Source organism: Rhodococcus sp. ZPP, assembly GCF_017656075.1.
GTDB classification, from domain to species: domain Bacteria; phylum Actinomycetota; class Actinomycetes; order Mycobacteriales; family Mycobacteriaceae; genus Rhodococcus_F; species Rhodococcus_F oxybenzonivorans.
In genome coordinates, this window is record NZ_CP058638.1 from 51691 (window position 1) to 77472 (window position 25782).

A 25782-nucleotide genomic window follows, 5' to 3' on the forward strand; every position below is an offset into this window, starting at 1 on the left:
GTGATTCGGGTCGCCTCCGTACCGGCGTCTCATGTGTACGTTCGCCATCTGACCGATCCGGAGGGCAATGACACCGTTGTTCGACTCCCGGATCCGGTGCCGGCAGACGGACGGAAGGTACCCGGCGGGTGGTGGCCGCCGTTGATGCTCGACCCGGAATGGATCAGCAGAAATCACCGAAGTTTCGATGTCTTCCACATTCATTTCGGTTTCGACGCCATCGAACCGGCATTGATGAAGGACATCGTGCACGAGCTGTCGTCGCGGCGGAAACCGTTGGTGTACACGGTCCACGATCTGCGTAACCCACATCATCCCGACCCCGAACCGCACCTCGAAGCTCTGGATGTGCTGGTGCCCGTCGCCACCGAACTGGTCACCCTCACTCCGGGTGCGGCCGCGGTGATCGAGTCGAATTGGGCCCGGACCGCGACCGTCCTTCCGCATCCGCACGTCGTGGAGCGGACCCTCATCGAACGCGCTCGGCCTGCTTCGGGAACCTTCGTCGTCGGTGTCCACGTGAAGAGTCTTCGAGCGAACATGGATCCGTTCCCGGTGCTCGACACCCTCACCCGAACCGTGTCGGCGCTGGACGGGGCGCGCCTGCAGATCGACGTCCACGACGAAATTTTCGATCCGGCCAACCATTGGTACGCCCCCGACGCCGGAGCCCGGCTGCTGAGCTACGCCGAGCGGGACTGCGTCGACCTGCGAGTACACCCCTACTTCTCCGACGAAGAGTTGTGGGACTATCTGTCGTCCCTGTCGGTGTCCGTGCTGCCGTACCGGTTCGGTACCCACTCCGGCTGGCTCGAGGCCTGCTACGACCTGGGCACCGCGGTGGCCGCACCGTCCTGCGGGTTCTATGCCCAGCAAAAACGTTGCGGTAGCTACGATTTCGATGAGTACTCCTACGACGGCTCGTCGCTCGAACGTTGCATCGAGGGCCTCTACGAGCAGTCGAGCCTGCGGGCCACGTGGGGTGAACGCGAACAGGAGCGGCGAAACCTGGCACGCGCTCATCACGACCTCTACGAGCGGGCGCTTTCCTGGCGGGTGTTGCCGTGACGGCCGACCCGCTACGGATCGCCCTTATCGCATCGAGTCGCTACCCTATCCGCCAGCCGTTCCCCGGTGGTCTGGAATCGCACGTCTGGTATCTCGCCCGTACCCTGAGCGGCGACGGTCATCACGTCACCTTGTTCGCCGGTCCGGGTTCGGACCGCACGCTGGGCTGCGCTCACCTACAGGTGCAGACCTTGGATGTCAGTCATGCTGCGCGGCAGGATGTTTCGATGCCGTCGATGCGGTTCATGCAGGAGCATCACGCCTACCTGCAGCTGATGCTCGACCTGTCCGGCCCACTCGCCGAGTCGTTCGACGTGGTCCACAACCACAGCCTGCACTATCTGCCGGTCGCCATGGCATCCGCCGTTCCGGCACCCGTGTTGTCGACGCTGCACACCCCACCCACTCCGTGGCTGGAATCGGCGCTCGCAGTGCGTTCGGGCGCCGGGGCACATTTCGCCGCCGTGAGCAGACACACCGCGGCGGCGTGGCAGCACGCCGTCGACGACATCGAGGTGGTGCCGAACGGAGTCGATCTGGACAGCTGGCCCGAAGGTCGCGGTGGGCAGCACCTCATCTGGTTCGGCCGGCTGGTGCCGGAGAAGGGCGCCCATGTCGCGGTGGACGCCGCTCGGCGCGCCGGTTTCCCGATCGTACTCGCGGGTCCGATCAGTGATGCCGAGTACTTCGACCGGATGATCCGGCCTCGGCTGGGATCGGAGGTCACCTATCTCGGGCATCTGGCGCAGCCCGAGCTCGCGGCGGCGATCGGCGGAGCCGCCGCGACACTGGTGGCTCCCCTGTGGGACGAACCGTACGGGCTGGTGGTCGCGGAATCGTTGGCGTGCGGAACGCCTGTGGCGGCGTTCGCCCGCGGTGGGATCCCCGAAGTGCTCACCCCCGACTGCGGCAGTCTCGTCGCCGCGGGGGACGTCCCTGCCCTGGCCCGGGCGATCCCGGACGTCGTCGGGCGCTCGCGTGCGGCGGCGCGCGCCCACGCCAGGGAATGTTGCTCCGAGCGCAGGATGGTCGACACGTACGTCGGCCTGTACCGGCGACTGGCGCGGGGCCACACCCCACCCCGGGCGCAGGGGAAGGCCGCACCGTGATCGGTTACTACATTCACCACCACGGTCATGGTCACCGGATGCGCGCATCGAGTATCTCCGCGCAGTTGCAGTCGCCGGTCACCACGCTGTCGTCGGCGCCGCCACCACCCGCGGGACGCTTCGCCGACAGCATCGCGCTGGCCCGTGACGACCGCGGCAGTGACCCCGTCAACCCCACCGCCGACGGCGCGCTGCACTGGGCGCCCACACACGACACCGGGCTGCGGACACGGATGGCGAGGATCGTGTCCTGGATCGACGCGACCCGCCCCGATCTGGTGGTGGTGGACGTATCGGTGGAGGTGGCAGCGCTCGTACGGTTGCTCGGTGTCCCGGTCGTGCTGATCGCCATGCCCGGCGAGCGCACCGACGCACCGCACCATCTCGGTTACCAACTGGCCGACCACATCATCGCCGCATGGCCGCAAAACCTGTACGACCCCCGGTGGTTGCGCGAGTTCGCCCACAAGACGACCTTCGTGGGCGGGATCAGCCGGTTCGAGGGACGCGCCGTCACCGCTCCCAACCGGTCCGGGCAGACCCGCATCCTCGTACTCAGCGGGGCGGGCGGAACGTCCTTGACGATGGACGACATCCGGCGCTGCGCACACGAGCACCGCAACCACCGGTGGCAGGCGCTCGGCATTCCGGGGGCGCCGTGGGCCGAGGACCCGTGGCCGCACCTGTGCGGCTGCGACGTGGTCGTCTCGCATGCCGGGCAGAACGCGGTGGCCGACATCGCAGTGGCGCGTCGTCCGGCGATCATCATCGGTCAGCCACGTCCGTTCGACGAGCAGGTGGAGACGGCACGCGCGCTCGGGAATGCGGGACTCGCCGTGTCGATACCCCGATGGCCGGAGATGTCGCAGTGGCCGCAGCTCGTCGACCGTGCGCTCGCACTGGGCGGCGAGCGATGGGTCCGCTGGCAGACGTCCGGTGCGGCGGCCCGCGCAGCGGCGGTCATCGACAGTGTGGCCAAGCGAGCGGGGGGACTGCGATGAAGACGGCGGTCGTGACGATCGCCGCCCGGCGCGAACACCACCTCCGGCAGCATCTGCGTTCCGTCGGGCAGATGACGGAGCGGGTGGGCGATCACGTCGTGGTCGCGATCGGCGACCACGAAACCACCGAGGTGGTGTCCGAGGTCGGCGGCGCCCGCAGTGTGTGGTGCGAACACGACGACGGACCCCTCCCCCTGGCGGCTGCCCGCAATCTCGGTGCCGATGCTGCCCTGGCGGCCGGCGCCGACCTGATCGTCTTCCTCGACGTCGACTGTCTCGCCGGCCCGGCGCTGCTGCGGCGGTATCGGGTGGCCGCCGACCATCCGCGTAACCACTCCACCCTGCTGTGCGGGCCGGTCACCTACCTCCCGCCGCCCGGGCCGGGTGGCTACGACCTGGACCGCCTCGCCGAGCTGCGGAATCCGCACCCCGCCCGTCCTGCACCCGAGGACGGGACCGTCCTGACCGGGACCGACTTCACCCTCTTCTGGTCTCTGTCGTTCGGCGTGAGCCGCGAGACCTGGCACCGCATCGGCGGATTCTGCACCGAATACCGCGGATACGGAGGTGAGGACACCGACTTCGCGTGTTCCGCGGCCGAGGCCGGGATCGGTCTGCGGTGGGTCGGCGGCGCAGACGCGTTCCACCAGCACCATCCGGTGTCCGATCCGCCCGTCGAGCACCTGGGCGACATCCTCGCCAACGCTCACCTGTTCCACCGCAGGTGGGGATGGTGGCCGATGCGGGGATGGCTCGAGGCGTTCGAGGCCCTCGGCTTGATCGACTACGACGCGGCGCAGTTGCGGTGGGTGCCCCGGTGATCTCACTCGGCGGGAGTGGTCACCGATTCGACGATGCGACGCGCCACCTCGGCCAGCTTGAGATGCTCCTGCTGGGACTGCACGACGAGGATCTCGAAGGCCTGGTCGGCGGACACCCCTTGCAGGGCCATCACGATGCCTTTGGCCTGCTCGATGACGGCGCGGGTTTCCATCGCCTTGGTCAGGCCCGATACCTCGTTCCGGGCCCGTGCCACGCTGTTCGCGCTCCTGAGGAGCCCCTCGATCGCCGTGGTGTACACGAGCAGGACGACGGCGTCGAAGTCGCTGAAACCGTGGTCTTCGCGCCCGTAGAGGTCGAGGGTGCCGGCGACGCTCTCGTCGACCGTGAGGGCTGCCGACAGGACACTGCGCATCCCGGCCTGCGCGAGCTCCTCGGCCAGGGTGGGTGCCTGCACGGCCGCGTCGACGAGCCGCAACCGCAGAACCTTCCTCGCCGCCGCGGTGGGGGCACCGTCCGCCGGAGCGGACGGTCGGTGCTGTAACAGGTGCCGGGGGTCGACGGCGCGCACCGCGTCGTCGGTCGAAGCGACGGTCACCACCTCGCCGTCCCGCACGAGGGAGATCCCCGCCAGGTCGGCGTCGGGGATCGCGTCGACCACCTGCTCGCAGACCCGCCGGAGGAGAACGTCCATCTCCACCTCGGATCCGCAGTTCCTGTTGAACTCGTCGAGTGCGACTGCCAGGGAACCTAATTGGGCCGCTACCGTGGCACCGTCGAGGGTAGGAGGCATCGACCCGGGGAACTCACCAGCAGTCTCGACCATTCTCGGATACACCTCAAATTCCGGGTGTAACCGAACGGACACCCACTGAACGAACGCAGCAGCTGTCTCTACCGTCGAGATGACTTTACTCGACCGCGGATGTCCTCCTGCCCACCGATACCCGCAGCCGGGACGCCGCCCACACCGGTCAGCGAACCCGCTGGTCGTCCCCGCCGGCGAGCGAGTTCAACGCCGGTGCACACGGCCGCAGGAGGCTTCCGGCGCTCATCGAGGAACCCGTGGTCTGACTGTCGTGCCGGGCGACGACTTCCTCGAAACGGCGCAAGCGTTGCCGAGCGGTGCGCACGGCGGCGGCCCGGTCGCGATGTTCGGCGTCGACACCGAATGACGTCCGGATCACCTCGGCGAGGGCCTGCACGAACTCGGCCGCCGCCGTACCGATCGGCGGCGACAGGGGGTCGAACGGCGGATGAGGGTCGATGGTCAGTTCTGCCGCGCGCAGAATCTCGGCACATTGGGGCCACGCCTCGGACAAGGCGACCACGGCGCTGCCCCACCATTCCTTGGCGGCGAGCGCCGGGAGGCGGCCGACCGGAGGTTTCCGCGGGCACTCTCCTCGGTCCAGGCCACCGCCTCGGAGCGCCTCGTCGAGTTGCGAGCGGACCTGCGCCGACCGCTCGTTCCACGAAGCTGCCCGGCCGCGGGCCCCGCCCGCAGCTCCTCCGGCACCTCGGCCAGCAGATTCGCGGCGGTCACCCCCACCCCGGTCACCGCGCGCTGTGACCGCTTCACATACAGCGGCGGCAGGAACAGGGCGTTCACCGCGACCCCGGTAGCCGCGCCGAGGGCGATCTCCACGATGCGGAGGCCGAGCACATCCGGGTCCTCGGCGGCGCCGTACGTCACCATGAGCAGTGCCGTCACGGCCACCCAGATGCCGCTCGAACCCAGTCGGCGCCAGCGTCCGAGGAGGAGGCCCATCAGAACCGCGATCCCGACCCCGACGGTGATCGAGTCGACGAGTGCTCCCACGGCCGCGGCCAGCACCACCCCGAGGGACACGGCGGCGAGCTGTTCGGCCGCCACCCGCAGCGAGCGGGACACCGTCGCCTCGATCATGAACACCGCCGCGTACGGCGCCAGGAACGGCTGAGGCAGCGCGAACACCATGGCTGCCAGCACCCATGCCAGGACGGCGGCCGTGGCCGCTTTGACCGCCTGAATCAGGACCGTGCCGCGATCGGCGTCCGACGTCCACGTGCGAAGGCGGCGGAACACCCTCACGTGTATCGGAGCAGGGCCGCGCCACCGTCCGCGGGCGTCACATCTGCGCGCCGCGTGACTTCCACGGTCGAGCCTATTTCGGACAGCTGGTCGGCGTTGGTGGCCACCCAGGTCGGGGTGTCCCCGACCAGCACGGTGCGGTTCTCGAGATCGCCGATGACGAGCGTCCCGACCTGTCCGGCGCGCAGCGCCGCCGTCACCGCATCGAGTCCCTCGACGGCAAGGCCCGACGCTCGGCCGCTCTCGGCCCGCACCCGGTCGGCGGCGTCGTCGATCACCGCCAGTCGGCGGCGCGTCAGTTCCTGGTCGATGGCACGGTGCACGTCCACCGTGCCCGCGCCGGCGGCGCGCGAACCCGATTCCAGGGCCACCGCGGCCGCTCGGGAGCGTTCGGGCAGGGTGGCCAGCACCTGGGTGCGCGATTGCACCTCCCCGATCACGAATTTCGGCTCTGCGGAGATCAGGGGGTGGAAGCGTTCGGCGTGCACAGTCTTCTCCAATCCACGTGCGACAGTTCTCGTGTGCCCGGCATCCGGTCTGCGAGACCGGCCCCGCCGTCACACCAGCTGACGCGGTATCCGTCGGTGCCAGTTCTGCGAATAGACCCGTCGGTCCCCGTGTGCGGCATCGAGTTCGAACGCGTCCAGGTCCGCGGTGATCACGAAGTCCGTGGCCGTCGACGTCAAGACCGTGCGGGTGCGGACCTCGGTCCGCCAGTCGTCCCGCTCGTATCGGCGCACGGTCTGCGTTTCGCCGCGCGCCGAATTCACGTCGTTGCCGCGGAAACTGAACCACTCCCGCGTCGCTCTGCTGACGACGGTCCCGATCTCGTCGATGCGGAACGAGCCCTGGTCGTCGACGATCTCGAGCGTGGAGGTGCCGCTCTCGAGGTCGCGAACGGTGCGCCAGTGGTGCTCCCCATGGCGAAGCCGGGTCACCGCCAACTTCTCGGCGGCCCTGGGTTCCCCGAGGTCGCGCAACCGGGCGTCGTCCTCGTCGCGGGGCGGGCGGACAGGCAGGATGAGGGTTCCGCCGGTGGATACCGTCAAGGTCACCGGTTCGGGCGGGGGGCCACGCCAACGGAAAATACGAGGTGGACAGCGACAGCCGCACGCGATGCCCGGCCGGGACCACCTGGGCTGCGCCGTTGAGCGGCAACCGAATCCGGTACTTCCGCCCCGGCGTGAGGGGGGTGGGATGTTCGCTGCCGTCCCGGTGCGTGAGGTTGAGCACACCGTAGGTGACGCGGGTGGCCTCCCCGTTCGGGGCCACATCTGACAGGCGAGCGGCGAGCATGGCGACGGGGGTATCGGACGACACCTCCAGTTCGACTTCCGGTAGCCCAAGAATCTCCAGCGGCTCGTCGAGCGATTCGGTTTCGAAAACCAGTGCGCCGCCGTCCTCTTCACGCTGATCCGACGGCAGATCGGGGGTGGCCGCGTAGGACGCCCACTTGCCGGCGAACATGCCCACGCTCATCGGCGATTGGAGGAAGAGCGGGCGGGGTTCGTCGCCTTCCTGGGCGGCCGCACCGGTTTCGGTGAGGATGTGCCGGCCGAAGGTGTACCGGCGCTGCTCGACGTGGGGCGACGGCCAGGACGGTTCGGCGACCCACCGGCCCGGCCGCTGCGCGTAGGAAGGGTTTGGTTCGACGCTGTTCTGCATCCATGCCCGCACCATCGGTTCGTCCATCACACCGTTGTCGATTCCCTTGAGCCAGTAATCCCACCAGCGGACGACCTCGGCGAGGAAGTCGATCGCCGGACCGGGCACACCGAGGTGCGGGTATTTGTGGCCCCACGGCCCGATCAGGCCCTTGCGCGGGACGTCGAGGTGCTCCATCAGCCGGAAGATCGCGTTGGTGTATCCGTCCGCCCATCCCCCGACCGCCAGAACCGGGCAGCGCACAGCACTGTAGTCCTCGTTGACGGAGGCACGTTTCCAGTAGTCGTCCCGATGCTGATGCTCGAGCCAATTCTCGATCCACAACCCACTGCCCCGGAGCCGTTCCAACCACATCTCCCGCCAGCTGTCTCCGACGATCGCCGGATCCGGTGGCAAGCTGTTGAAGGCGAACATCACGGTGGCCTCGGACAGATTGTCGGAGAGCAGGCACCCGCCCATGTAGTGCATGTTGTCGACGTAGAGGTCCTCGGTGGCCGAGGCGCTGATGATCGCCTTGAGGGCGGGCGGGCGCTGCGAGGCGACCTGCAGGCTGTTGAAACCGCCCCACGAGATGCCCATCATCCCCACGTTCCCGTCGCACCACGGCTGCCGGGCCAGCCACGCGATCACCTCGCAGGCGTCGTCGTGCTCGGCAGGAAGGTACTCGTCCTGCAGGACACCGTCGGAGTCGCCGCTGCCGCGCATGTCGACACGCACGCAGGCGTAACCGTGACCGGCGATGTAGGGGTGGTTCAAGGCGTCCCGCCCGCGGGTGGAATCACGTTTGCGGTACGGCAGGTATTCGAGTACCGCCGGGACCGGATCGGTATCCGCATCGACCGGCAACCACATCCGGGCGGCGAGGCAGGCTCCGTCCGGCATGGTGATGAAAGTGTTCTCGATGGCGCGGACCTCGCGGGGGAACGCGGTGACCGTCTGCATGAAAAGGACCGTCCTCTCAGTGCTGATGATTCGGGACCGGCTCGAACTCGAACGGCAGTTCCGCCAGCGCGCGGTCGACGTGCTTTTCCAACTGGGCGATGTCCTCGGCACCGATGTACATGGTGCCGAGGACATAGCGGTAGGCGTCCTGGTTCGGCAGATCGGCGAGGCGGTCACCAGGTTGGACATCGATGAGCACTTTCGTTTCGGGCACCGCCTTCTGCACGCGGGCAATGTCCTCACTGCTCGGCACCCTCGTCACGATCCCGTCCTCGTAATGCGGGATGATGCATTTCGCCGCCACGCCGAATGTGCCGTGCCGCCGCTGCATGCGCGGCGGTGTGCCCAGGGCGATGTCGATAGCCACCTCGTGGTTCGACATGCCGTCCACCTTGGTGAACAGGTCACTATGTGACTGCGAGATGCGGGTGTTCACCTCGATCAGCCAGAGCCTGTCCTCCTTCTCGTCCCACATGAATTCGGAGTTGAAGCAGCCGTTGTCGAATCCGACGTGCCGCAGGTACCGCTCGGTGATGTCGATCATCCGTTGCTGCACCTCGGGCGGCACCGTGTTCGCCGGATAGTCCAGCCGGTCGAAACTGTGTCCCGTGGCGTCCTTGTGCATGTCGAAGACCCCGTGCACCGAGAACTCGCTGCGGAATATCGTGCCCTCGGGGGCGGCCTGAATTCCGGTGATCACCTGCTCGGCGAGACACGTCGTGCCTGACACTCCCCGTACGGCCTCCGGAAGGTCCACGCGCCGGAGCGCTTCGTCGAACGCATGCCCCACCAGGCCGATCCTCTCGCGTATCTCTGCGATTGACTCATGGAAGGCGGCCGCATCACCGATCTCGAACCCGAGCTGGGAGGAATGCGACTTCACCGGCTTCACCCAGAACGGGAACTCGAGCCCGATGTAGTCGAGGGCGTGGTCGTCGAACGGGTCGAAGGAGGCGAACCGGGGCACCGTGTCGGGTACGGATTCTTGCTGGGCGAGCCGGCTCCAGTACTTGTGCTCGCAGGCGAGCACACTGCGCAGGGGCGGCGCGGGAATGCCTCGCTCGGCGGCCAGGATGGGCGCCAGGACGCTGGTGGGAAAGTCCCAGTGGGCGATGATCGCGTCGACTGTTCCGGGAAACGCGTCGAGTTTCTCGCGGCACCTGGTGAGGAGATCCTCGAACACGTACTCGTCCGGGGCGACCAGGGTGTGGTAGTCGAGCAAGCCGTGGAATTGGTAATTCTCCGCGTCGCGGACGGTGCTGAGTTCTTCGCGTTGCATGTCGGTAAGGCCGAGAATGAAGATGTTCTTACCCATACGTTGCAGCGTTCCCGCAACCACTTTCCGGGAAACGGGAGATTCGTCCCCCGAGCCTCTGGGTACGCAGGAGACGGGATCGATTGTCCAACCGAGGAAGGCGACTGATGAACACCCACGTGACGGTGAAACTCTTACGCGATCTGCTCGACTCGTCACTGCCCGACGCGACTCTGATTCTCGTCGACGGGACTCCTCGGGTGGTCGGCTCCGCGGACCTCGAGGACGAGGCGCAGCCGTTCGTCATCGTCACGCGGGACGACCTGCGCGATCGGCTTCCGAAAGACAGGGACTACGGCGACAGTGATCTCGAATTCCATGCCGCCGAGCTCGAATCGACGGTGGCGTCGCTCGGCGGGTGAACGGTCGGTACTCAGCCGTCTCCCAGCTGCTCCCGCAGCCCGGCGAGAGTCCGGGCGAGGATCCGGGACACCTGCATCTGGGAGACGCCGACCCGCTGCGCGATTTCGGTCTGTGTCATCGAGCCGAAGAACCGCAACATCAGCACACGGCGCTCGAGGGGAGGTAGCTTCTCGAGGGCCGGCCGCACCGCCGCATGACTTTCCACATTCGCCAACTCGGGGTCCTCCTCGCCGAGTGTCTCGGCGAGCGGAAGGTCATCGGGATCGTCGCCCATGGTCGCATCCATCGACAAGGTTTGATACGCGTTCTTCGCGAGGAGCCCTCCGACACCTCGCGGACGTCGAGGTCCAGTTCCGCCGCGATTTCGCTGGCGGACGGGGAACGACCCAGATCCTGGGACAGTTCGTCGACCGCTTTGGTGATCAGTGCATGCATCTCCTGCATTCGCCGGGGCACACGCATCGACCATCCGACATCGCGGAAGTAGCGCCGCACCTCCCCCATGATCGTGGGCACGGCGTAGGAGACGAAGTCGTAGCCGCGGTCCGGATCGAAACGGTCGACTGCTTTCACCAATCCGAGGCGCGCGACCTGCAACAGATCCTCGTGCGCCTCGCCGCGGCCACCGAATCGGCGGGCAATGTGCTCGGCCAGCGGCAGACACCGGGTGATGACGTCGTCGCGCAGCACCGATGCCTCGGCGGACGCACTCTCGAGCGCCCCGAGGCGCGCAAGGGTCGGCGCCACGTCCTTGTAGTCATCTCTGCCGGGACGGCGCCGCTCGCTACGTTCCGACACGGACGACACTAGAGTGTGCCCCGGTGTTTGACGAGGTCGACGGTGACGCCTCGCACACCGATCGCGTCGTCACGGGCCCCCTCGGTCACCGACACCGTATCCATCAACGTTTCCAGTACGTGCCAGCCGAAGCTCTCCCGGTTGGGCACACCTGCCCGGGTGAGGAACCCACCGATGGTGACGTGCAAAGCGTTCTCCGCTACCGCGAAGGAGCAGGTCAACTCCGAACTCGGCTGCGCTGCCGCGATCAGTTCCGAGCACACCTCGTCGACCGCGAGTTTGACATCGGCCACGTCGTCGAGGGTGAAGTCACCGAGGACGGCGAGGGTCTCTGCAACCGCACGCACCACGGGCAACTGTTCGAACTCCGCCGCTACACGAAGCACCACGGGTACACCCGATCTCGTTTTCATCTGCGTAACCTCGTCGACCTCGGCCATCTGCACTCCACGTCTTTCGTCGGTATCTTCGACTTCCGGCAGCGTACCCAGCGAGTGCACTACTCAACCGACCGACAGCCGCAGCGAGCACGCGGGGAGCGGAACCGACCGGTAAAAATTCCGGCGACCGGTCAGTGCGTACCCCGGCGGAGGCCGGGTACTTCGCTCTCATGACTACTCTTACCGCACTCGCCCTCACCTGTTCGCTGAAACCCTCTCCGGCACCCTCGAGTAGTCAACTGATGGCCGAGCAGGTCCTCGCCGAGCTGGGCAAGCACGGGGTGACCGGGGACACAGTGCGACTGGTCGATCTCGACATCCGCCCCGGAGTCGACACCGACATGGGAAACGGCGATCAGTGGCCGGATGTCCGCACACGCATCCTCGAATCCGACATCCTTCTCGTGTCGACACCGACGTGGCTCGGCCAGATGTCGAGCGTGGCCAAACGGGCGCTCGAGCGGCTGGACGCGGAACTGTCCGAGACCGATGAGCAGCAGCGTCCCATCCTGTTCGACAAAGTCGCCATCGCGGCCGTCGTCGGCAACGAGGACGGGGCCCACGCGATTGTCGCCGACCTGTTCCAGGCCCTCAACGACTGTGGTTTCACCATTCCCGCACAGGGCTGCACGTACTGGAATGGTGAGGCGATGACACCCGGTGACTACAACGACCTCGACGAGGTGCCGGAGGCGGTGGCGTCGACCACCGCGACCTTGGCGCGCAATGCGGCGCACCTGGCGCGTGCCTTGAAAGCCGAGCCGTACCTTCCGGGAGACTGAACGGCCGGCGCCGACATCGTGCGCGGCTACCGCACGGCCCGGATGACCACCAATTCTTCGGTGCGCTGCCCGGGCGCGATGAGGCCCTGGATTCGAACAGGGCCCGCCGCGCGGCGAGGACCGGGCCGAACGGGATCTCGGTGCGGGCCACCACGTCGACGGACAGACCCTGCTCCTCGAGCATCGTCTGGGTCTTCTCCACCCCGCTCAATGCGGATTGAGCGAGCAGCAGTGTTCCGCGCTCGCCGAGAACTTCGGGTGCCCCGACGCAGATCCGGTCGAGAAGTGCCCGCCCATCCTTGCCCGCATCCCAGGCCCGGGCGATCCCGGTGTCGGGCAGCTCGTCGTCGGCCGCCGGCACATACGGCGGGTTGGACACCACGAGGTCGAATCGTTCGCCGCGCACCCCTGCAACGAGGTCGCTACGCTGCACCCGAATGTGGTGGCCGCGCAGCCGCGCGTTGGTCCACGCGGTGACCAGTGCCCGGCGCGAGACGTCGACCGCCGTCACGGAGTGGGCACCGGCCTGCGCCGCGCGCAGCGCTCAGTACGCCCGTGCCGGTACACAAGTCGAGAACGCTTCTCCCCGGCGCGAGCCCGTGACGGTCGAGAACGTCGGCGAGAAGCCAGGTATCTTCCTGCGGCGGATACACCCCGGGAATGCGCAGCAACATCGTCGACTCCTCATCATGCACCGACAGCGATCCGCGTCGACCGCCACACTCGACAATACGGAGGTCGCTGTCCATTGCGAGGGACACGCCGCCGAAGGGTTGAGGATGTGATGTGATGTGACCGCGGGCGGGCCGGGGACGTCCGTCACCGGGTGTTCTGCCTGCGCGCGGTAATTGCCCCATGCGGCCTGTGGCCACTCCCCGTGCGTGTATGTGCCTCGAGCACCTCGAAGCCGGCCTCGAGCAGCACCTGGCTGAGTTCGGCAACCGGCCATCGGTGGGCCGTGGTGACGGCATGGTCGAAGGTCCCCACGGTCGCTCCTTCGACGAAGCCCACCAACAACCCCCCACCCGGCTGAAGGACGCGCGCGAACTCCGCGAGCGGAGTCCGAATTTCGTGCGGATCGTGATGGATGAGCGAGTACCAGGACAACACACCACCCAGTGATCCTGTTGCGGCGTCCAGCGCCTCGAAGCCGCCGACGTCGAACACGAGGTGTGGATATTGCGTGCGAGCTCGTTCTACGAACTCGGGCACCAGGTCGATCCCCCTCACCTCCAGTCCGCACTCGGCCAGGAAGTCCGTCCACTGTCCGGGACCACATCCAGCGTCGAGCACGGGACCGGCAAGAGTGGTGGCCCACGCACTCACCAGAGCCCGATCGGACGGGTGCGTCGAGGCCATGGAGCCGAAGAGATCCACATATTCCCGGGATCGGGCCGAGTAGGACGCTCGGACGGTATCGACTCGTTGCGCGCTCGTGTTTTCCATGCCCACGATCATCGTCGATGGGGTGCACCGTGCCGAACCCCGCCAGGACGAAATCGCTCACCCACCCGCCTAATTGAAATACGCTGTCTGAGGTGGACATTGTCGATGCTCATCACCATTTCATCAACCTGTCCGACCTCGAGTACCCATGGATCGACAGTCACCCGCCCGCGCTGACCGCTTTGCTGCCGAACTACTATGACGCTGCGCGGCCGTATCTGCCGCGCGACTATCGACCCGCGACACACGAACTCATTGCTGCCTTTCCCGACACCACCTTCGTGTTGGAGGCGGCCGGTTGGCCGGTCGAGCTCACTGCCTTTTCCCGGTGGGAAGAACGCCTCACGGCGGTGAGTCAGTTTTCGAACGTCGTCCTGAAGTTGCAGGGAATTGCCCTCATATTCGGAACATCCCTCGGTGCGGTCGGAAAATGGGTACGGACGGCGCTCAGCATCTTCGGTGCCCGGCGATGCATGTTCGCCTCTCATTATCCGATCGACCACCTGCTGTGGGACAGCCGAACGATGGTATCCACCGTTCAGGCGGCCCTCGGCGACGTGTCGGCGACAGAGCAAGCGCTGTTCTTCGGTGACACCGCCCGGTGGGTGTATCGCCTGCCGGCCGGCAGTTGATGTCGAGTCCCCGACGCAGGCCTGAGGACGAGCACGAAACAAATTCCGGCAAAACACCTTTCGCCGCCGGATAAGCTTCCGCGGTGTCGGCTACAGCGATCACTTTCCGTCCGAGTTGTTCGCCAGAGTGCCGACAAGCGGTCCTGCGAGCCAGTGTTCGACATCGGCGCGGCCGCGGATCCGGACGATGGTGAAGTCGGGTCGTCGCTGCGCAAGTGCGGAGATTCTGAGTTCGCTCTTGTGATGAGTGGTCCAGGCCCAGCGCACGATGTGATCTCGGTCGAGAAGGAACCGGTGCAGGGGTGGCTCGATGTTGCCGTTCCAGAGCACCTCGCGGCGTAGTCGTCGCCGAATGGTGCGGGTGATGACCTGGCGCATCACAGTGGCGCGGGGCAAGTCGAGCCAGACGAGCAGATCCGCACGGTCGGCGAGTAGGTCGCGTACATTGCGGTACTGCCATTCCGTGACCCACTGCGGCTGCGAGCTCAATTCCTCCACATCGGTAAGGAATTGATCGCGCGGTATCCAGTTCGATCCGTGATACAGCGCGTCGATCTCGACATGTTCGATACCGAGCAGCGTCGCGATGCGCGCGGCAAGTGTCGTCTTGCCGGCGCCGGATGTTCCTGCGACGAGCACTCGCCGGGGACGACGGGCAAGGCTCTGACGGGCGTCGATCATGGGCACCGGGACACCGTAACGGACAGCACTGGGACGGTATCTCGACGGAGAGGTTGCCGTCACCCACGGCTAACAGAATCCGGTGCCGTACCGACACAACCACATACGGACCCCACCATCAGGAGGGTTCCGCTGGACCCGAAGGAGTATCCGATGACCCACAGGATCCGCAGTTTCCTCGCCGGAGCGGCCGCATCGTCCGCTCTCGCCGCCGCGGTGGTCGCGGGGGGCGCAGCACCCGCCCACGCCGAACCGTCGGCGGACTGTCACACCACCACCACACCCACTTCCGGCACGTCTCATTGCACGGCGCACGGGGTGCCCGCCGGGATGACCGCGGTCCACATCGGAACCGTCGAGTGCTTCGGGATGACGCCACGGGCGATTCCCGGACCCGGCGGTGTTTCACACATTCCGTGGATCCAGGGCTATCGCCGCGAGGGCCTGTGGACACCGACCGGGATACCGTCGACCGGATCGTGCATCGGCGGGGCCGGCGCCCCGTGGTGGGAGGTCGGAGGTGCGACGGGCGCCTTCACGACCTGCGGACTCCAAGAGGGGATCGTCACCTATGTCAGTCTGGGCTGCAATCCCATTCGCCCCCAGTGAAGATTCAGGGATGGTGGTGAACCGGCGGCAGATCCTGTTGCACCAACCGCAGATCGGAGGCTGCGATGACGCCGGGAAAGTAGTAGTAGCCCTCCGGAGATTGGATCAGGTCGTCAGCGTCGATGCTTCGGACCTCCCACACGTCCACCGCTCCGCCCGTGTTGTTCATCCGCACGAACCAGTCGCGTTCGAAGTCGTCGGCCGCGAGAAAGCAGCCCTCCTGCTCCGGACGACGGCTTCCCGCAATACCGGGGGCAGCACCCATTCGGCTCCAGTCCAGGCCGTGTCGTGAAATGGATGCACGGTTCAGGACCGAGGTGACGTGGTAGCGAATGTGCATGTCCCGACGGTAACAACAACCAACGCGCGTGAGCATCGCATTTACCGCCGTGCGAACCCCGACCACGACACTCGCGCACGCTGTGCAGATTCCCCCGCGGGCAAGGGTCTCCGGATCCCGCTCAGTACACGTTGATGTCAGTGGCGCTGGGAACATGCGGACGATCGGTGGTCAGCGTGACCTCGACGCGACCGGATCCGGTCTCGAGATGTGCCCACGGTTCCGCCGGGAAATCGATCAGCCCTCCACTGACCTCGGCGGACCACGTTCCTGCTGCCCCGGTATCCACGTTTCGCCAGAGCAGCGTTGCGGATACCGAGCACAGCACACCGGGCGTCGTCGACATACCGACGAACGTCGCGTTCAGCCGAACGTAGACCAGCCCGGGCAGCCTGTCCGTCGCGACGGTGACTCCCCCGATTCGGCCGCCGCAGGCGACTCCGTCCGCGGCGGTCACCGTGTCCGGGATGTACACCCATCGGTCTTGCGTCTGATCCGCCGCAGCAGGGCTGCTGGTGGCGAACATCCCGGCCAGCACCAGTCCACTGATCGCGATCGACCGACGGAACTCGGGAAGAAACATGGTGCTCCAGACACATTCGTGAACAGCGGTCCCGACCGTGATCGGGCGGGCGGGTCGGACGGAAGCCAGGTCCGCGTCTAGCGATCACCGATCAGACGGGATGGGTCCGGGTCACCTACCGGGCACGACCGAGATGGTTCCCCGACAGACGGCGTTCTGAGGATTGACGAACCACCATCCGGCGCCGGTCTGGACGGTGACGGTGAACGACACCGTTCCGGTTCCCGCCCAGGTACGGTTGATCGGTATTCCAGGCTTCTGCTGCCAGGCCGCCTCATCGCTGACGCTGTGACCGGTCGCACCTGTCGTTGTGTTGTGCCAGTCGACCGACACCCTCGTGCCGTACCAGTTGACTCCGATGCTGGGGATCAGACCACCGGGCGGCGCGGGCAATTCGTTGCCGCCGCTGAGCAGAATCGACGGCTCCAGCGCGGTTCCACCCGGTCGAAGCGACTCCCCGGAGGCGGCGTTGACGGTCCACGTGAATGGCGGTGCCCACATAAGAGGATTCGCGCTCGAACACGTCATCGTTGTCGATGTCGGTGGCGCGGGCTGAGCACTTGCGACTGCGCTTCCACCGGCCACCACTGCAGTTCCCACCCCGACAGCAGTGAGTGCGGCCGCGCCTACGCGGCGTCCCAGCTTGTTACTCATGAGCACTCCACTTCCTTTGTTACCGCGAGAATGAAGACGTCGTCCGCCCCCTTCCACTTTCGGAGACGGAGCAGAGTTTGTTACAGATGGTGCGAAATGGACGAGGTCTGGCGTGGGGTCCCGGCTCGAGTCCGCCGACTACTCCGGTGTGTCCGTGGGGTCCGCCATCGTGGGGGAATACCGGAGCGATGCGTCCAACTGACGGATCAGTTCCCCGACCCGTCCTCCCCCACTCGGGGCCACCGGGTAGCGGCGCAGGACGTCTACCACCATGTGAGGCGCAAGTCTCTGCGTCCGCGCGATGTATTCGGCTCCGACGACGGGATCGTCGCCGGCCGAGAGTTCGAACGCTCGTGCGGCATGAGCGGCGGAGCCGAGGATGTGCTTTACCTGCGTGGCTTTGGCGAGTGGATGGAGGAACGCCGCACCGGCCGCGTGGCCGGCCGCGCGGGCAGCGTCGCTCGCTGCGGGCTGTCCTGCATCGCGGGCTTCCTGAGCAGCTCGGTGTGCTGCCCACGCGCTGTGGCGGAGAGTGGTGGTCCGCTCGGCTCCCTCCGCGAACGCTTGTGCACCGTCGATCGCGGCTCGTGGGCGCTGATCGTGAGGGCGTTCACGCTCGAAAATCGCCAATGCAGGTCGCACGCACACCACTGCATACCCGGCGATCTCGCGAAGTTCCGAGCGGCTGAGTTCGATCTCGGTGGGGTCATCCGCCATGGGGTCACCCTTCTACACAGGGCCCTACGCCTCAACACCACCCAGGCAGTGACCAGCTCGAGGTGTCGGGTCGGTCAGGGCACCTTGGGCGGGTTGTCCGGGAGGAGGAGTGCGCCGATGTCGTTGCCGATCGGCACGGTGTTATTGGCGTTTGCGTTGGCCGTCGGTCCGAGCGTGGCGTAGACGACGATCGTGGTCTTCGACTCCATGTCGTAGAGGGCGATGCCGTTGTAGCCCCCGAAAGCCGGGTTCATCAGCAGCCAACTGCCCAGATGAACGGTTCCGAATGCGAAGTACCTGTCCGCAGTCAGCGGGCCCAGCCCGGCCGTCTTGTCCGCCATCATCTCCGTGAACGCCGTGTCGGACAGGAGCTCGCCGCTGCCGAGCGCCCGAACCCACCGCGCGACCTCGGCCACCGTCGAGTTCATGTTGCCGCTGTTGAGGAACGCCGTGGGATTCCAGAACGTGGAGTCCTCGAAGACGCCACGTTCGTTGGTATAGCCGTGCAGAATCGGTTCACTGATCTCGGGTGTCAACATCACGCTGCTCTGATTCATCCCGAGTGGCTGAAAGATGCGTTCCTTCAGCAGATCACCGAGCGGCTTTCCCGTCGCCTGCTCGAGTACCACTCCCAGCAGGCACAGATCGCTGTGCGCGTAGGCAAAACTGGTCCCCGGTTCGAACAGCGGTGGGCGGGAATTGGCGAGGTCGAAGATCTCCTGAGATGTGAAGCCTTTGATCGGATTTGCGTAGAACGTCTTCAGGAATTCAGGATTGGTGACGTAGTCCGAAATGCCCGTCGTGCTGTTGGCGAGCATCCGCGGGGTGATCTTGTCGGCGCGCGGAAAGTCGGGTACCCACTTGGCGATCGGCTCGTCCAGGCTCAGCGTTCCCGCTTCGCCCAGCTGTAACAGAACAGTCGACAGCATTGGTTCCATCGGCTGGCCGACTCGCAATTGCATGTCACGCGTCGCGGGAACGCCGAGTGGCGACTCCCCCACTGCTCCGCTGACAATTTCCTCGTCACCGCGCCACACACCGAAGACGGCACCGCTGAGATCGAGTTCCGCCAGCTTGTTGCGAACTACGTCGACGATTCTGTCGGCGTCGGGATCGTCCGCGTGCAGTGCATCCGCACCGTGCTCTGCTGTCTGCTGTCCGCCGCGATCTTCCGAGCCGCAGGAAACGGCGCCGAAAACAAGAACGATGCTGAGCGCGGCAACCGCGCTTCGACGCAGCCGGCTGCGAGTCGACGAACTCATGAGGTCGATCCCTTCGTGCGCAGGGTCGAGCGGGACTCGCTGCTTCCTGATTTTAGGCACAAACCTCCCTCGGCCTGAGGGGTTCTGGCCGTAAATCACGGGCCACGGTGTACTCCGCCGCGAAGTACGCGATCAAAGCCTGCCGAATATGTTGCTGCGGCGAACGCCTCGTCTGCGGCAGACTGTGCCTGGTGATTCTGACGATCTCCACGACAGCACGACCGGCCACCGATCTCGGCTACCTGCTGCACAAGCACCCTGATCGGGTCCAGGAGTTTCCCCAATCCTGCGGTGTCGCCCGCGTGTTCTATCCCGAGGCGACCGTGGATCGCTGCACGGCAGCGCTGTTGCTGGATGTCGACTCGGTACGGCTCGCCCGCATGTCAGGCAGGTCTGCACCCGACTATGCGCTCGGCCAGTACGTCAACGATCGGCCCTACGCTGTCTCCTCGCTGTTGTCGGTGGCGTTGGCGGAGGTATTCCGCACCGCCCGCGCCGGCCGATGCACGATGAAACCCGAGCTCGCTGCCACCCGGATACCGCTTGAGGTTTCGTTGCCCGCATTGCCCTGTCGCGGTGGACCGGAGCTGGCCGAGCGACTTTTCGCCCCGCTGGGATGGACGGTCGTGGCCCGCGCCGTGCCGCTGGACGACGCCTTCCCCGAATGGGGCAACTCCCATTACGTGCGGCTCACCATGCGGGGTGACATCCGGCTCGCCGACGCACTCAATCACCTCTACGTGCTGCTTCCCGTGCTCGATGACGCCAAACACTATTGGGTCGCCTCCGACGAGGTCGACAAACTGATCCGGGCCGGCGGATCCTGGCTCACCGATCACCCCGAAAGGACGCTGATCACCCGCCGTTTCCTGCGGCACCAGTCCGCACTCACTCGCGCCGCCTTCGAGCGACTCGCCGAACTCGGCGACGATGTGGAGGAGCAGCTGGAACCGCCGGTCGACGAAGAGCCCGACAACGACACGGTGACCGCGCCGGACACCTCGGTCCCGCCGCCGCTGAACCTGCTTCGGCGTGAGGCGGTCCTTCGAGTGCTCGACGAGCTGGACGCTCGCACGGTGATCGACCTCGGATGCGGGTCCGGTCAACTCGTTTCCGCGCTGCTGGACGATCCCGGCTATACCGAGATCGCCGGTGTGGATGTGTCGACGAGAGCGTTGACGATAGCGGGACGCCGGTTGCGGTTGGATCGGATGCCGGAGCGGCGCCGCACACGTCTGCAGCTGTTCCAGGCGGCGCTCACCTACACCGACAGAAGGTTCGCCGGCTACGACGCGGCAGTGCTGATGGAGGTCGTCGAGCACATCGACCCGCCACGGCTGCACGCACTCGAGCAGGTGGTGTTCGGCACGGCACGGCCCCGGGCATGTGATCGTGACGACGCCGAACTCCGAGTACAACGTGCGTTACACCGACCTTCGGGGTATGCGCCACCCCGACCATCGCTTCGAGTGGTCCCGCACCGAATTCGGTTCTTGGGCAGCCTATGTCGGCGAAAAATTCGGTTACACCGTCGACTTCCACCCGGTGGGTGACGACGACCCTGACGTCGGTTCCCCCACTCAGATGGCGGTCTTCACCCGGGTGGGCGGCGCCGATGTCTGATATCTCGGTGCCGGCACTGTCGCTGGTCGTGCTCGTGGGAATCTCGGGCAGCGGAAAATCGACGTTCGCTGCCCACCATTTCGCGCCCACCCAGGTGCTGTCGTCCGACTTTTGCCGCGGCCTGGTCGCCGACGACCAGAACGACCAGGCGGCAACGTCCGATGCCTTCGACGTGCTGCTCTACATTGCCGCAACCCGGCTGCGTCGGGGCCTGCTCACCGTCGTCGACGCCACGAACGTGCAGCGTGAAGCGCGCAAGGCGCTGATCGATCTGGCGAAGTCTCACGACGTCCTGGTGGACGCGATCGTGCTCGACGTCCCCGACGACATCGCAATCACACGCAACCAGGCCCGATCGGACCGCGACTTCGGGGCGCACGTGATCCGAAGGCAGCACAAGGATCTTCGGCGATCGCTGCCGAAGATGGGCCGCGAAGGTTTCCGGCGTGTGCACGTGCTGACCGGAGTGGACGACATTGCTGCGGCGACAGTGGTATTGGAGAAGGCGTGGACCGACAAGCGTGAGCTGACCGGACCGTTCGACATCATCGGTGATGTACACGGCTGCCGGAGCGAACTTCAGACCCTGCTGCGCAAGCTCGGCTGGACGCTCGATCCCGACGGCGGCGGCGCGTCCCACCCCGAGGGCCGGACCGCGGTGTTCGTCGGCGACCTGGTCGACCGCGGACCCGACACCCCGGGAGTGCTGCGCCTGGTGATGGGCATGGTGGCGACCGGAACCGCCCTGTGCGTGTCGGGCAACCACGAACAGAAGCTTGCCCGGGCGCTGCACGGCCGGAAGGTCGCCACCTCGCACGGGCTGCAGCAGTCGCTCGATCAGCTCGCCGCGGAACCCGACGACTTCCGGAGGGACGCCCACGCCTTCATCGACGGTCTGATCAGCCACTACGAACTCGACGGTGGCAATCTGGTGGTCGCGCACGCCGGGTTGAAGGAGGCCTATCACGGCCGCGCGTCCGCCCGGGTGCGCTCGTTTGCCCTGTACGGGGACACCACCGGCGAGACCGACGAGTACGGACTGCCGGTGCGCTACCCGTGGGCCCAGGACTCTCGCGGCCGCGCCGTCGTCGTCTACGGCCACACCCCGGTGCCGGAGGCCGAGTGGAGCAACAACACCCTCTGCCTCGACACCGGCGTCGTCTTCGGCGGCAAGCTGACCGCCCTGCGCTACCCGAGCAGAGAAATAGTTTCCGTACCGGCGGAACGGGTGTGGTTCGAACCGGTGCGCCCCCTCACCACCGGCTCGACCAGGTCGGGTTCCCCGGCACAGCGCGATCCGGCCCAGCTGTCCATCGACGACGTGCGCGGAACGCGGCACATCGACGTCCGGTACACCAAGGGCCGCATCAAGGTGCGCGAGGAGAACACCGCCGCTGCCCTCGAGATCATGAGCAGATTCGCCGTCGACCCGCGCTGGCTGGTGTACCTGCCGCCGACCATGGCCCCACCGGCCACCTCGAACCTCGACGGCTACCTGGAGCATCCGGCGCAGGCCCTCGCCGAGTTCGCATCCGACGGCGTCACCGAGCTCGTGTGCGAGGAGAAGCACATGGGTTCCCGGGCGATCGCCGTGCTGGCCCGCGATGCTGCAACCGCGGCGAAGCGGTTCGGCGTCACCGACGGCAGCTCGGGCATCGTCTACACCCGCACGGGGCGCCCGTTCTTCGACGATGCGGCCACGATGAGTGAACTGGTCGACCGGTTACGCGCCGCATGCGGGCCGCTGATGGACGACCTGGAGTCGTCGTGGCTGGTACTCGATTGCGAACTGCTGCCCTGGTCGGCGAAGGCGGGAGAGCTGATCCGCAGCCAGTACGCATCGGTCGGGGCCGCTGCTGGTGCAGCGCTGCCGGACGCGATCGCCGCACTCGAGCGCGCCGGCGCCCGCGGTCTGGACGTCGGCGAGCTGTTGACCCGCACCCGAACCCGTGCGGCCAACGCCGATCGCTTCCGGAAGGCATATGCCCGATACTGTTGGCCGGTGACCGGACTGGACGGCGTGCGGCTGGCCCCGTTCCAAATCCTCGCCTGCGAGGGCCGGGCGGCTGCGGTCACCGAACCGCACTCCTGGCACCTCGCCAAGTTGGCGATGCTGGACGATCCTCTTGTCGCCACCACCCGACACGTGTTCGTCGATCTCACCTCGGATGCGTCCCAGGACGCCGCCACCGCCTGGTGGTCACGACTGACAGATGCCGGCGGGGAAGGCATGGTGGTCAAGCCGGTCGGCCAGGCACCCGCGGAACTGGCACGCAGGAGAATTCAGCCGGGCATCAAGGTGCGGGGGCAGGAGTACCTGCGGATCATCTACGGTCCCGACTACACCGACAATCTCGACGTGCTCCGCGACCGGTCTCTGGGCCGCAAACGATCGATGGCCCTGCGCGAGCATGCGCTCGGGCTCGAGGCGCTGACCCGGCTGGCGGAAGGCGACCCGCTGTGGCGGGTGCACGAACCGGTGTTCGCGGTTCTGGCGCTCGAGTCCGAGCCCGTGGACCCCCGGTTGTAGTCGGAGGGTCGCATCGTCCGGTCGGCGTGTCGGTCGGAGCGCAGAACCAGGGAACCGCGTCGCGGGAACACGATGTGCAGATTCCTGCGCCGGCCCCGGCACGGTCGTTCCTCCTCGGGCTTGGCGGCCAGGGCCGACGGTGGCCGGGTGTGGTGCGCCCCGGGGTGGCGGCGGCGTTGCCCGCCCTCGCCGGGATTGCGCTCGGACACTCTGCGGTCGCAGCGACGGCCACGCTGGGCGCGTTCGCCGTCGTCTACGGCGAGGGCCGGGCGTACCGAGTGCGGTGGCGGGTGTGGGCGCCGCAGTCGGCGCACCGGTCCACGCGGCGGCGGTCGGGAGGAACTCCGCACTGGGGAATTCCGCACTGTGGGCGGCGGTGCTGATCCTCACGATGACCCTCGTCGTCGCCGTTCACGAACGCGGCTACCGCACCCTCGCGCGGCACCTCGGGCCCAGCATGTAGCTGGTCGCCGCCGAAGGGCGAATGATCGCCTACCGTTGCCCGGGAAACAATCGGCGATTGCTCGAAGAAACGGAACACTTATGTCAGCTTCGGAAATCCAGTTGAGTCGAACGATCGATGCGCCCGCAAGTGCGGTCTGGGCGGTCCTCACCGACCTGGACAACGCGGAGTCGGTGCTGAGCGGAGTGGAGAAGCTCGAACGGCTCGACTCGACGAAGTACGAAGTCGGTACGCGGTGGCGGGAAACCCGGGTGTTGTTCGGCAAGTCGTCGACCGAAGAGATGTGGGTGACGGAGATCGACCCGGAGAAGCGCACAGTGGTGAAGGCTGCCTCCCACGGGGCAAACTATACGACCGTGTTCACCCTGTCCCCTGCCGGCGACAGCACGACCCTGACCTTTCACTTCTCCGCCGAAGCGAACGATCTCGGCGCGTTCTCGCGATTCATGATGAAAATCTTCGGCTCCTTCGCCCTGAAGGCCACCACGAAGGCGATCCGGCGCGATCTCGACGACATCGCCGACGCCGCCGAGAAACGGGCCCACTGAACCGGCCCTTGCGCTGCGCGGAGCCTACGGCGTGTGGCCGACGGCCGACAGGACCCATGATCACGCGTGATGCGAATCAACGGTCGCCCCGGCCAGGACCTGACACGATATCGGGGTGACTGATTCAGGCCTTGTCCTCGTCCTCGGTTCGGGATTCGCCGGTTTATGGGCCGCGCTGGGGGCGGCGCGACGACTCGAGGAACTCGATGCGAGCGGCACCGTCGATGTCACGGTGATCAGCAAGCTGCCATTTCACGACATCCGGGTCCGCAACTACGAGGCAGACCTGAGCGCGTGCCGCATTCCGCTGAGCGACCTGCTCGACCCGGTTGGCGTCGGGCACATCACCGCCGAGGTGACGGCGATCGATACCACGGCGCGCACCGTCACCGTCGCGGGTAACGGAGGGCAGGGCGCCACGCAGAAATACGACCGCTTGGTCATGGCACTGGGCAGTCGGGTGGCGAAACCCGATATTCCCGGTTTGCGAGAATTCGGCTTCGACGTGGACACCTACGACGGCGCACTGAAGCTGCAGCGTCATCTGGCGGCGCTTTCCGACGGTCGAGCGGACGTGAGCGCGGCGACCGTGGTGGTGGTCGGCGCCGGTCTCACGGGCATCGAAACGGCGTCGGAACTGCCCGGGATGCTCGCGACAATGTGCGCCGGACGCAACCTCGACCCGCGGGTAGTGCTGATCGACCACAATCCCTACGTCGGTTCCGACATGGGGGCGTCGGCGCGACCGGTGATCGAAGCGGCGCTGTCCGAGAACGGGGTCGAAACGATGACCGGCGTCGGCATCGCAGCCGTTGACGAGCACGGCGTGACGCTCTCGTCCGGAGAGGTGCTGGCCGCGGGCACCGTCGTCTGGTGCGCGGGCATGCGGGCGAATCCGCTGACCGCCCAGCTCGCCGGCGACCGCGACCGGCTGGGTCGCCTGGCGGTCGACGACTATCTGCGAGTTCTCGGCTCACCTGGAGTATTCGCCGCCGGTGACGTCGCCGCGGCGCGGGTGGACGACGACCACCTGTCGGTGATGTCGTGCCAGCACGGGCGTCCGATGGGCGCTACGCGGGCTACAACGTGATCGGTGATCTACTCGGAGAGCCGATGATGCCGCTCCGAATACCTTGGTACGCGACGGTTCTCGACCTGGGACCGGCGGGCGCGGTGTACACCGAGGGATGGGATCGCCAGGTGGTGTCGCGCGGCGCGCAGGCCAAAGCCACCAAAGTCACCATCAACACCCAACGGATCTATCCCCCGTTGAACCGCGACCGCAACGCGCTGCTCGCGGCCGCCGCGCCGGTGCTGCAGGCGCGACCCGACCCCGGCCAATGAAGCAGAGGCGGAGCCG

The 25782-nt window shown here is 66.6% G+C and carries 26 protein-coding genes and 4 pseudogenes; 13 read left to right on the plus strand and 17 right to left on the minus strand.

Annotated elements, in window-relative coordinates; all coding sequences use genetic code 11:
• Genes HYG77_RS00275 through HYG77_RS00290 form a run of 4 tightly spaced genes read left to right on the plus strand, consistent with a single transcriptional unit; the run spans window position 1 to window position 3999 of the window.
• Window positions 1–1068 (plus strand): glycosyltransferase, encoded by a 1068-nt coding sequence (locus HYG77_RS00275; RefSeq protein WP_109330030.1) that lies wholly within the window; start codon window positions 1–3, stop codon window positions 1066–1068.
• Complete coding sequence (locus HYG77_RS00280; protein WP_208963237.1) at window positions 1050–2177, plus strand: glycosyltransferase; 1128 nt, start codon at window positions 1050–1052, stop codon at window positions 2175–2177. The genes HYG77_RS00275 and HYG77_RS00280 overlap by 19 nt, the downstream gene beginning before the upstream one ends.
• Window positions 2174–3178 (plus strand): glycosyltransferase, encoded by a 1005-nt coding sequence (locus HYG77_RS00285; RefSeq protein WP_109330024.1) that lies wholly within the window; start codon window positions 2174–2176, stop codon window positions 3176–3178. The genes HYG77_RS00280 and HYG77_RS00285 overlap by 4 nt, the downstream gene beginning before the upstream one ends.
• Entirely contained in the window at window positions 3175–3999 is an 825-nt protein-coding gene (locus HYG77_RS00290) for a galactosyltransferase-related protein (RefSeq protein ID WP_208961550.1), read from the plus strand. The genes HYG77_RS00285 and HYG77_RS00290 overlap by 4 nt, the downstream gene beginning before the upstream one ends.
• A gap of 2 nt (window positions 4000–4001) precedes the next feature.
• Here the strand turns inward: HYG77_RS00290 and HYG77_RS00295 are convergent, their stop codons facing one another.
• The 7 genes and pseudogenes from HYG77_RS00295 to HYG77_RS00315 form a co-directional block, all read right to left on the minus strand.
• Window positions 4002–4784, minus strand: a complete 783-nt coding sequence (locus HYG77_RS00295) for a GAF and ANTAR domain-containing protein (protein WP_208961551.1) — start codon at window positions 4782–4784, stop codon at window positions 4002–4004.
• 148 nt (window positions 4785–4932) lie between these two features.
• The gene (locus HYG77_RS39310) at window positions 4933–5289 is read right to left on the minus strand and encodes a hypothetical protein (protein ID WP_244373366.1); all 357 of its coding nucleotides are present in this window, start codon (window positions 5287–5289) and stop codon (window positions 4933–4935) included.
• Entirely contained in the window at window positions 5229–6023 is a 795-nt protein-coding gene (locus tag HYG77_RS00300) for an FUSC family protein (RefSeq protein ID WP_244461402.1), read from the minus strand. The genes HYG77_RS39310 and HYG77_RS00300 overlap by 61 nt, the downstream gene beginning before the upstream one ends.
• A 2-nt stretch (window positions 6024–6025) precedes the next feature.
• Entirely contained in the window at window positions 6026–6517 is a 492-nt protein-coding gene (locus HYG77_RS00305; protein WP_208961552.1) for a hypothetical protein, read from the minus strand.
• Window positions 6518–6586: 69 nt separating this feature from the next.
• The gene (locus tag HYG77_RS39315; RefSeq protein ID WP_244461415.1) at window positions 6587–7078 is read right to left on the minus strand and encodes a hypothetical protein; all 492 of its coding nucleotides are present in this window, start codon (window positions 7076–7078) and stop codon (window positions 6587–6589) included.
• A gap of 58 nt (window positions 7079–7136) precedes the next feature.
• Window positions 7137–8771 (minus strand): annotated as a pseudogene (locus HYG77_RS00310) (CocE/NonD family hydrolase); the annotation flags it as partial.
• Window positions 8653–9951, minus strand: a complete 1299-nt coding sequence (locus HYG77_RS00315; RefSeq protein WP_109330017.1) for a hypothetical protein — start codon at window positions 9949–9951, stop codon at window positions 8653–8655. The pseudogene HYG77_RS00310 and the gene HYG77_RS00315, both read right to left, overlap by 119 nt.
• Before the next feature lie 107 nt (window positions 9952–10058).
• Between HYG77_RS00315 and HYG77_RS00320 the strand changes: the two genes are divergently transcribed.
• A complete protein-coding gene (locus HYG77_RS00320) occupies window positions 10059–10313 on the plus strand; it encodes a hypothetical protein (RefSeq protein WP_109330015.1) in 255 nt (84 codons plus the stop codon).
• A gap of 11 nt (window positions 10314–10324) precedes the next feature.
• On the opposite strand, the pseudogene HYG77_RS00325 reads toward HYG77_RS00320, so the two are convergent.
• Window positions 10325–11121: pseudogene (locus HYG77_RS00325) on the minus strand (SigB/SigF/SigG family RNA polymerase sigma factor).
• Window positions 11121–11552, minus strand: coding sequence for an ATP-binding protein (locus HYG77_RS00330; protein WP_109335102.1), 432 nt, complete (start codon window positions 11550–11552; stop codon window positions 11121–11123). Before HYG77_RS00330 ends, HYG77_RS00325 begins: the two are co-directional and overlap by 1 nt.
• Before the next feature lie 170 nt (window positions 11553–11722).
• Between HYG77_RS00330 and HYG77_RS00335 the strand changes: the two genes are divergently transcribed.
• On the plus strand, window positions 11723–12334 hold the full coding sequence (locus HYG77_RS00335) for an NAD(P)H-dependent oxidoreductase (RefSeq protein ID WP_208961553.1): 612 nt from the start codon (window positions 11723–11725) through the stop codon (window positions 12332–12334).
• A gap of 26 nt (window positions 12335–12360) precedes the next feature.
• Here HYG77_RS00335 and HYG77_RS00340 read toward each other — a convergent pair.
• Window positions 12361–13008: pseudogene (locus tag HYG77_RS00340) on the minus strand (HemK2/MTQ2 family protein methyltransferase).
• A 145-nt stretch (window positions 13009–13153) separates the two neighbouring features.
• Window positions 13154–13780 (minus strand): class I SAM-dependent methyltransferase, encoded by a 627-nt coding sequence (locus HYG77_RS00345; RefSeq protein ID WP_208961554.1) that lies wholly within the window; start codon window positions 13778–13780, stop codon window positions 13154–13156.
• A gap of 83 nt (window positions 13781–13863) precedes the next feature.
• Between HYG77_RS00345 and HYG77_RS00350 the strand changes: the two genes are divergently transcribed.
• Window positions 13864–14412 carry an amidohydrolase family protein gene (locus HYG77_RS00350; RefSeq protein ID WP_208963238.1) on the plus strand — a complete coding sequence of 183 codons (549 nt, stop codon included), beginning with the start codon at window positions 13864–13866 and terminating at the stop codon, window positions 14410–14412.
• A gap of 99 nt (window positions 14413–14511) precedes the next feature.
• Here HYG77_RS00350 and HYG77_RS00355 read toward each other — a convergent pair whose 3' ends face one another.
• A complete protein-coding gene (locus HYG77_RS00355; RefSeq protein WP_208963239.1) occupies window positions 14512–15093 on the minus strand; it encodes an AAA family ATPase in 582 nt (193 codons plus the stop codon).
• Between the two features lie 153 nt (window positions 15094–15246).
• Between HYG77_RS00355 and HYG77_RS00360 the strand changes: the two genes are divergently transcribed.
• Window positions 15247–15702 carry a hypothetical protein gene (locus tag HYG77_RS00360; protein ID WP_208961555.1) on the plus strand — a complete coding sequence of 152 codons (456 nt, stop codon included), beginning with the start codon at window positions 15247–15249 and terminating at the stop codon, window positions 15700–15702.
• Between the two features lie 4 nt (window positions 15703–15706).
• Here HYG77_RS00360 and HYG77_RS00365 read toward each other — a convergent pair whose 3' ends face one another.
• The 5 genes from HYG77_RS00365 to HYG77_RS00385 all read right to left on the minus strand — a co-directional run bounded on the left by HYG77_RS00365 (window position 15707) and on the right by HYG77_RS00385 (window position 19258).
• Window positions 15707–16042 (minus strand): hypothetical protein, encoded by a 336-nt coding sequence (locus tag HYG77_RS00365; RefSeq protein WP_204164933.1) that lies wholly within the window; start codon window positions 16040–16042, stop codon window positions 15707–15709.
• A 121-nt stretch (window positions 16043–16163) separates the two neighbouring features.
• Window positions 16164–16625, minus strand: a complete 462-nt coding sequence (locus tag HYG77_RS00370) for a hypothetical protein (protein WP_109330009.1) — start codon at window positions 16623–16625, stop codon at window positions 16164–16166.
• Window positions 16626–16736: 111 nt separating this feature from the next.
• Complete coding sequence (locus tag HYG77_RS00375; protein ID WP_208961556.1) at window positions 16737–17279, minus strand: hypothetical protein; 543 nt, start codon at window positions 17277–17279, stop codon at window positions 16737–16739.
• A 138-nt stretch (window positions 17280–17417) separates the two neighbouring features.
• On the minus strand, window positions 17418–17996 hold the full coding sequence (locus tag HYG77_RS00380; protein ID WP_208961557.1) for a putative immunity protein: 579 nt from the start codon (window positions 17994–17996) through the stop codon (window positions 17418–17420).
• A 74-nt stretch (window positions 17997–18070) separates the two neighbouring features.
• Window positions 18071–19258 carry a serine hydrolase domain-containing protein gene (locus HYG77_RS00385; protein WP_208961558.1) on the minus strand — a complete coding sequence of 396 codons (1188 nt, stop codon included), beginning with the start codon at window positions 19256–19258 and terminating at the stop codon, window positions 18071–18073.
• 191 nt (window positions 19259–19449) lie between these two features.
• Between HYG77_RS00385 and HYG77_RS00390 the strand changes: the two genes are divergently transcribed.
• The 5 genes and pseudogenes from HYG77_RS00390 (at window position 19450) to HYG77_RS00410 (ending at window position 25766) form a co-directional block, all read left to right on the plus strand.
• Window positions 19450–20811 carry a 3' terminal RNA ribose 2'-O-methyltransferase Hen1 gene (locus tag HYG77_RS00390; protein ID WP_348273570.1) on the plus strand — a complete coding sequence of 454 codons (1362 nt, stop codon included), beginning with the start codon at window positions 19450–19452 and terminating at the stop codon, window positions 20809–20811.
• A 62-nt stretch (window positions 20812–20873) separates the two neighbouring features.
• On the plus strand, window positions 20874–23411 hold the full coding sequence (locus tag HYG77_RS00395; protein ID WP_208961559.1) for a polynucleotide kinase-phosphatase: 2538 nt from the start codon (window positions 20874–20876) through the stop codon (window positions 23409–23411).
• A gap of 292 nt (window positions 23412–23703) precedes the next feature.
• Window positions 23704–23874 carry a hypothetical protein gene (locus HYG77_RS39320; protein WP_230990194.1) on the plus strand — a complete coding sequence of 57 codons (171 nt, stop codon included), beginning with the start codon at window positions 23704–23706 and terminating at the stop codon, window positions 23872–23874.
• 80 nt (window positions 23875–23954) lie between these two features.
• Complete coding sequence (locus HYG77_RS00405) at window positions 23955–24422, plus strand: SRPBCC family protein (protein WP_109329998.1); 468 nt, start codon at window positions 23955–23957, stop codon at window positions 24420–24422.
• Window positions 24423–24537: 115 nt separating this feature from the next.
• Window positions 24538–25766 (plus strand): annotated as a pseudogene (locus HYG77_RS00410) (NAD(P)/FAD-dependent oxidoreductase).
• Window positions 25767–25782 lie beyond the last annotated feature (16 nt).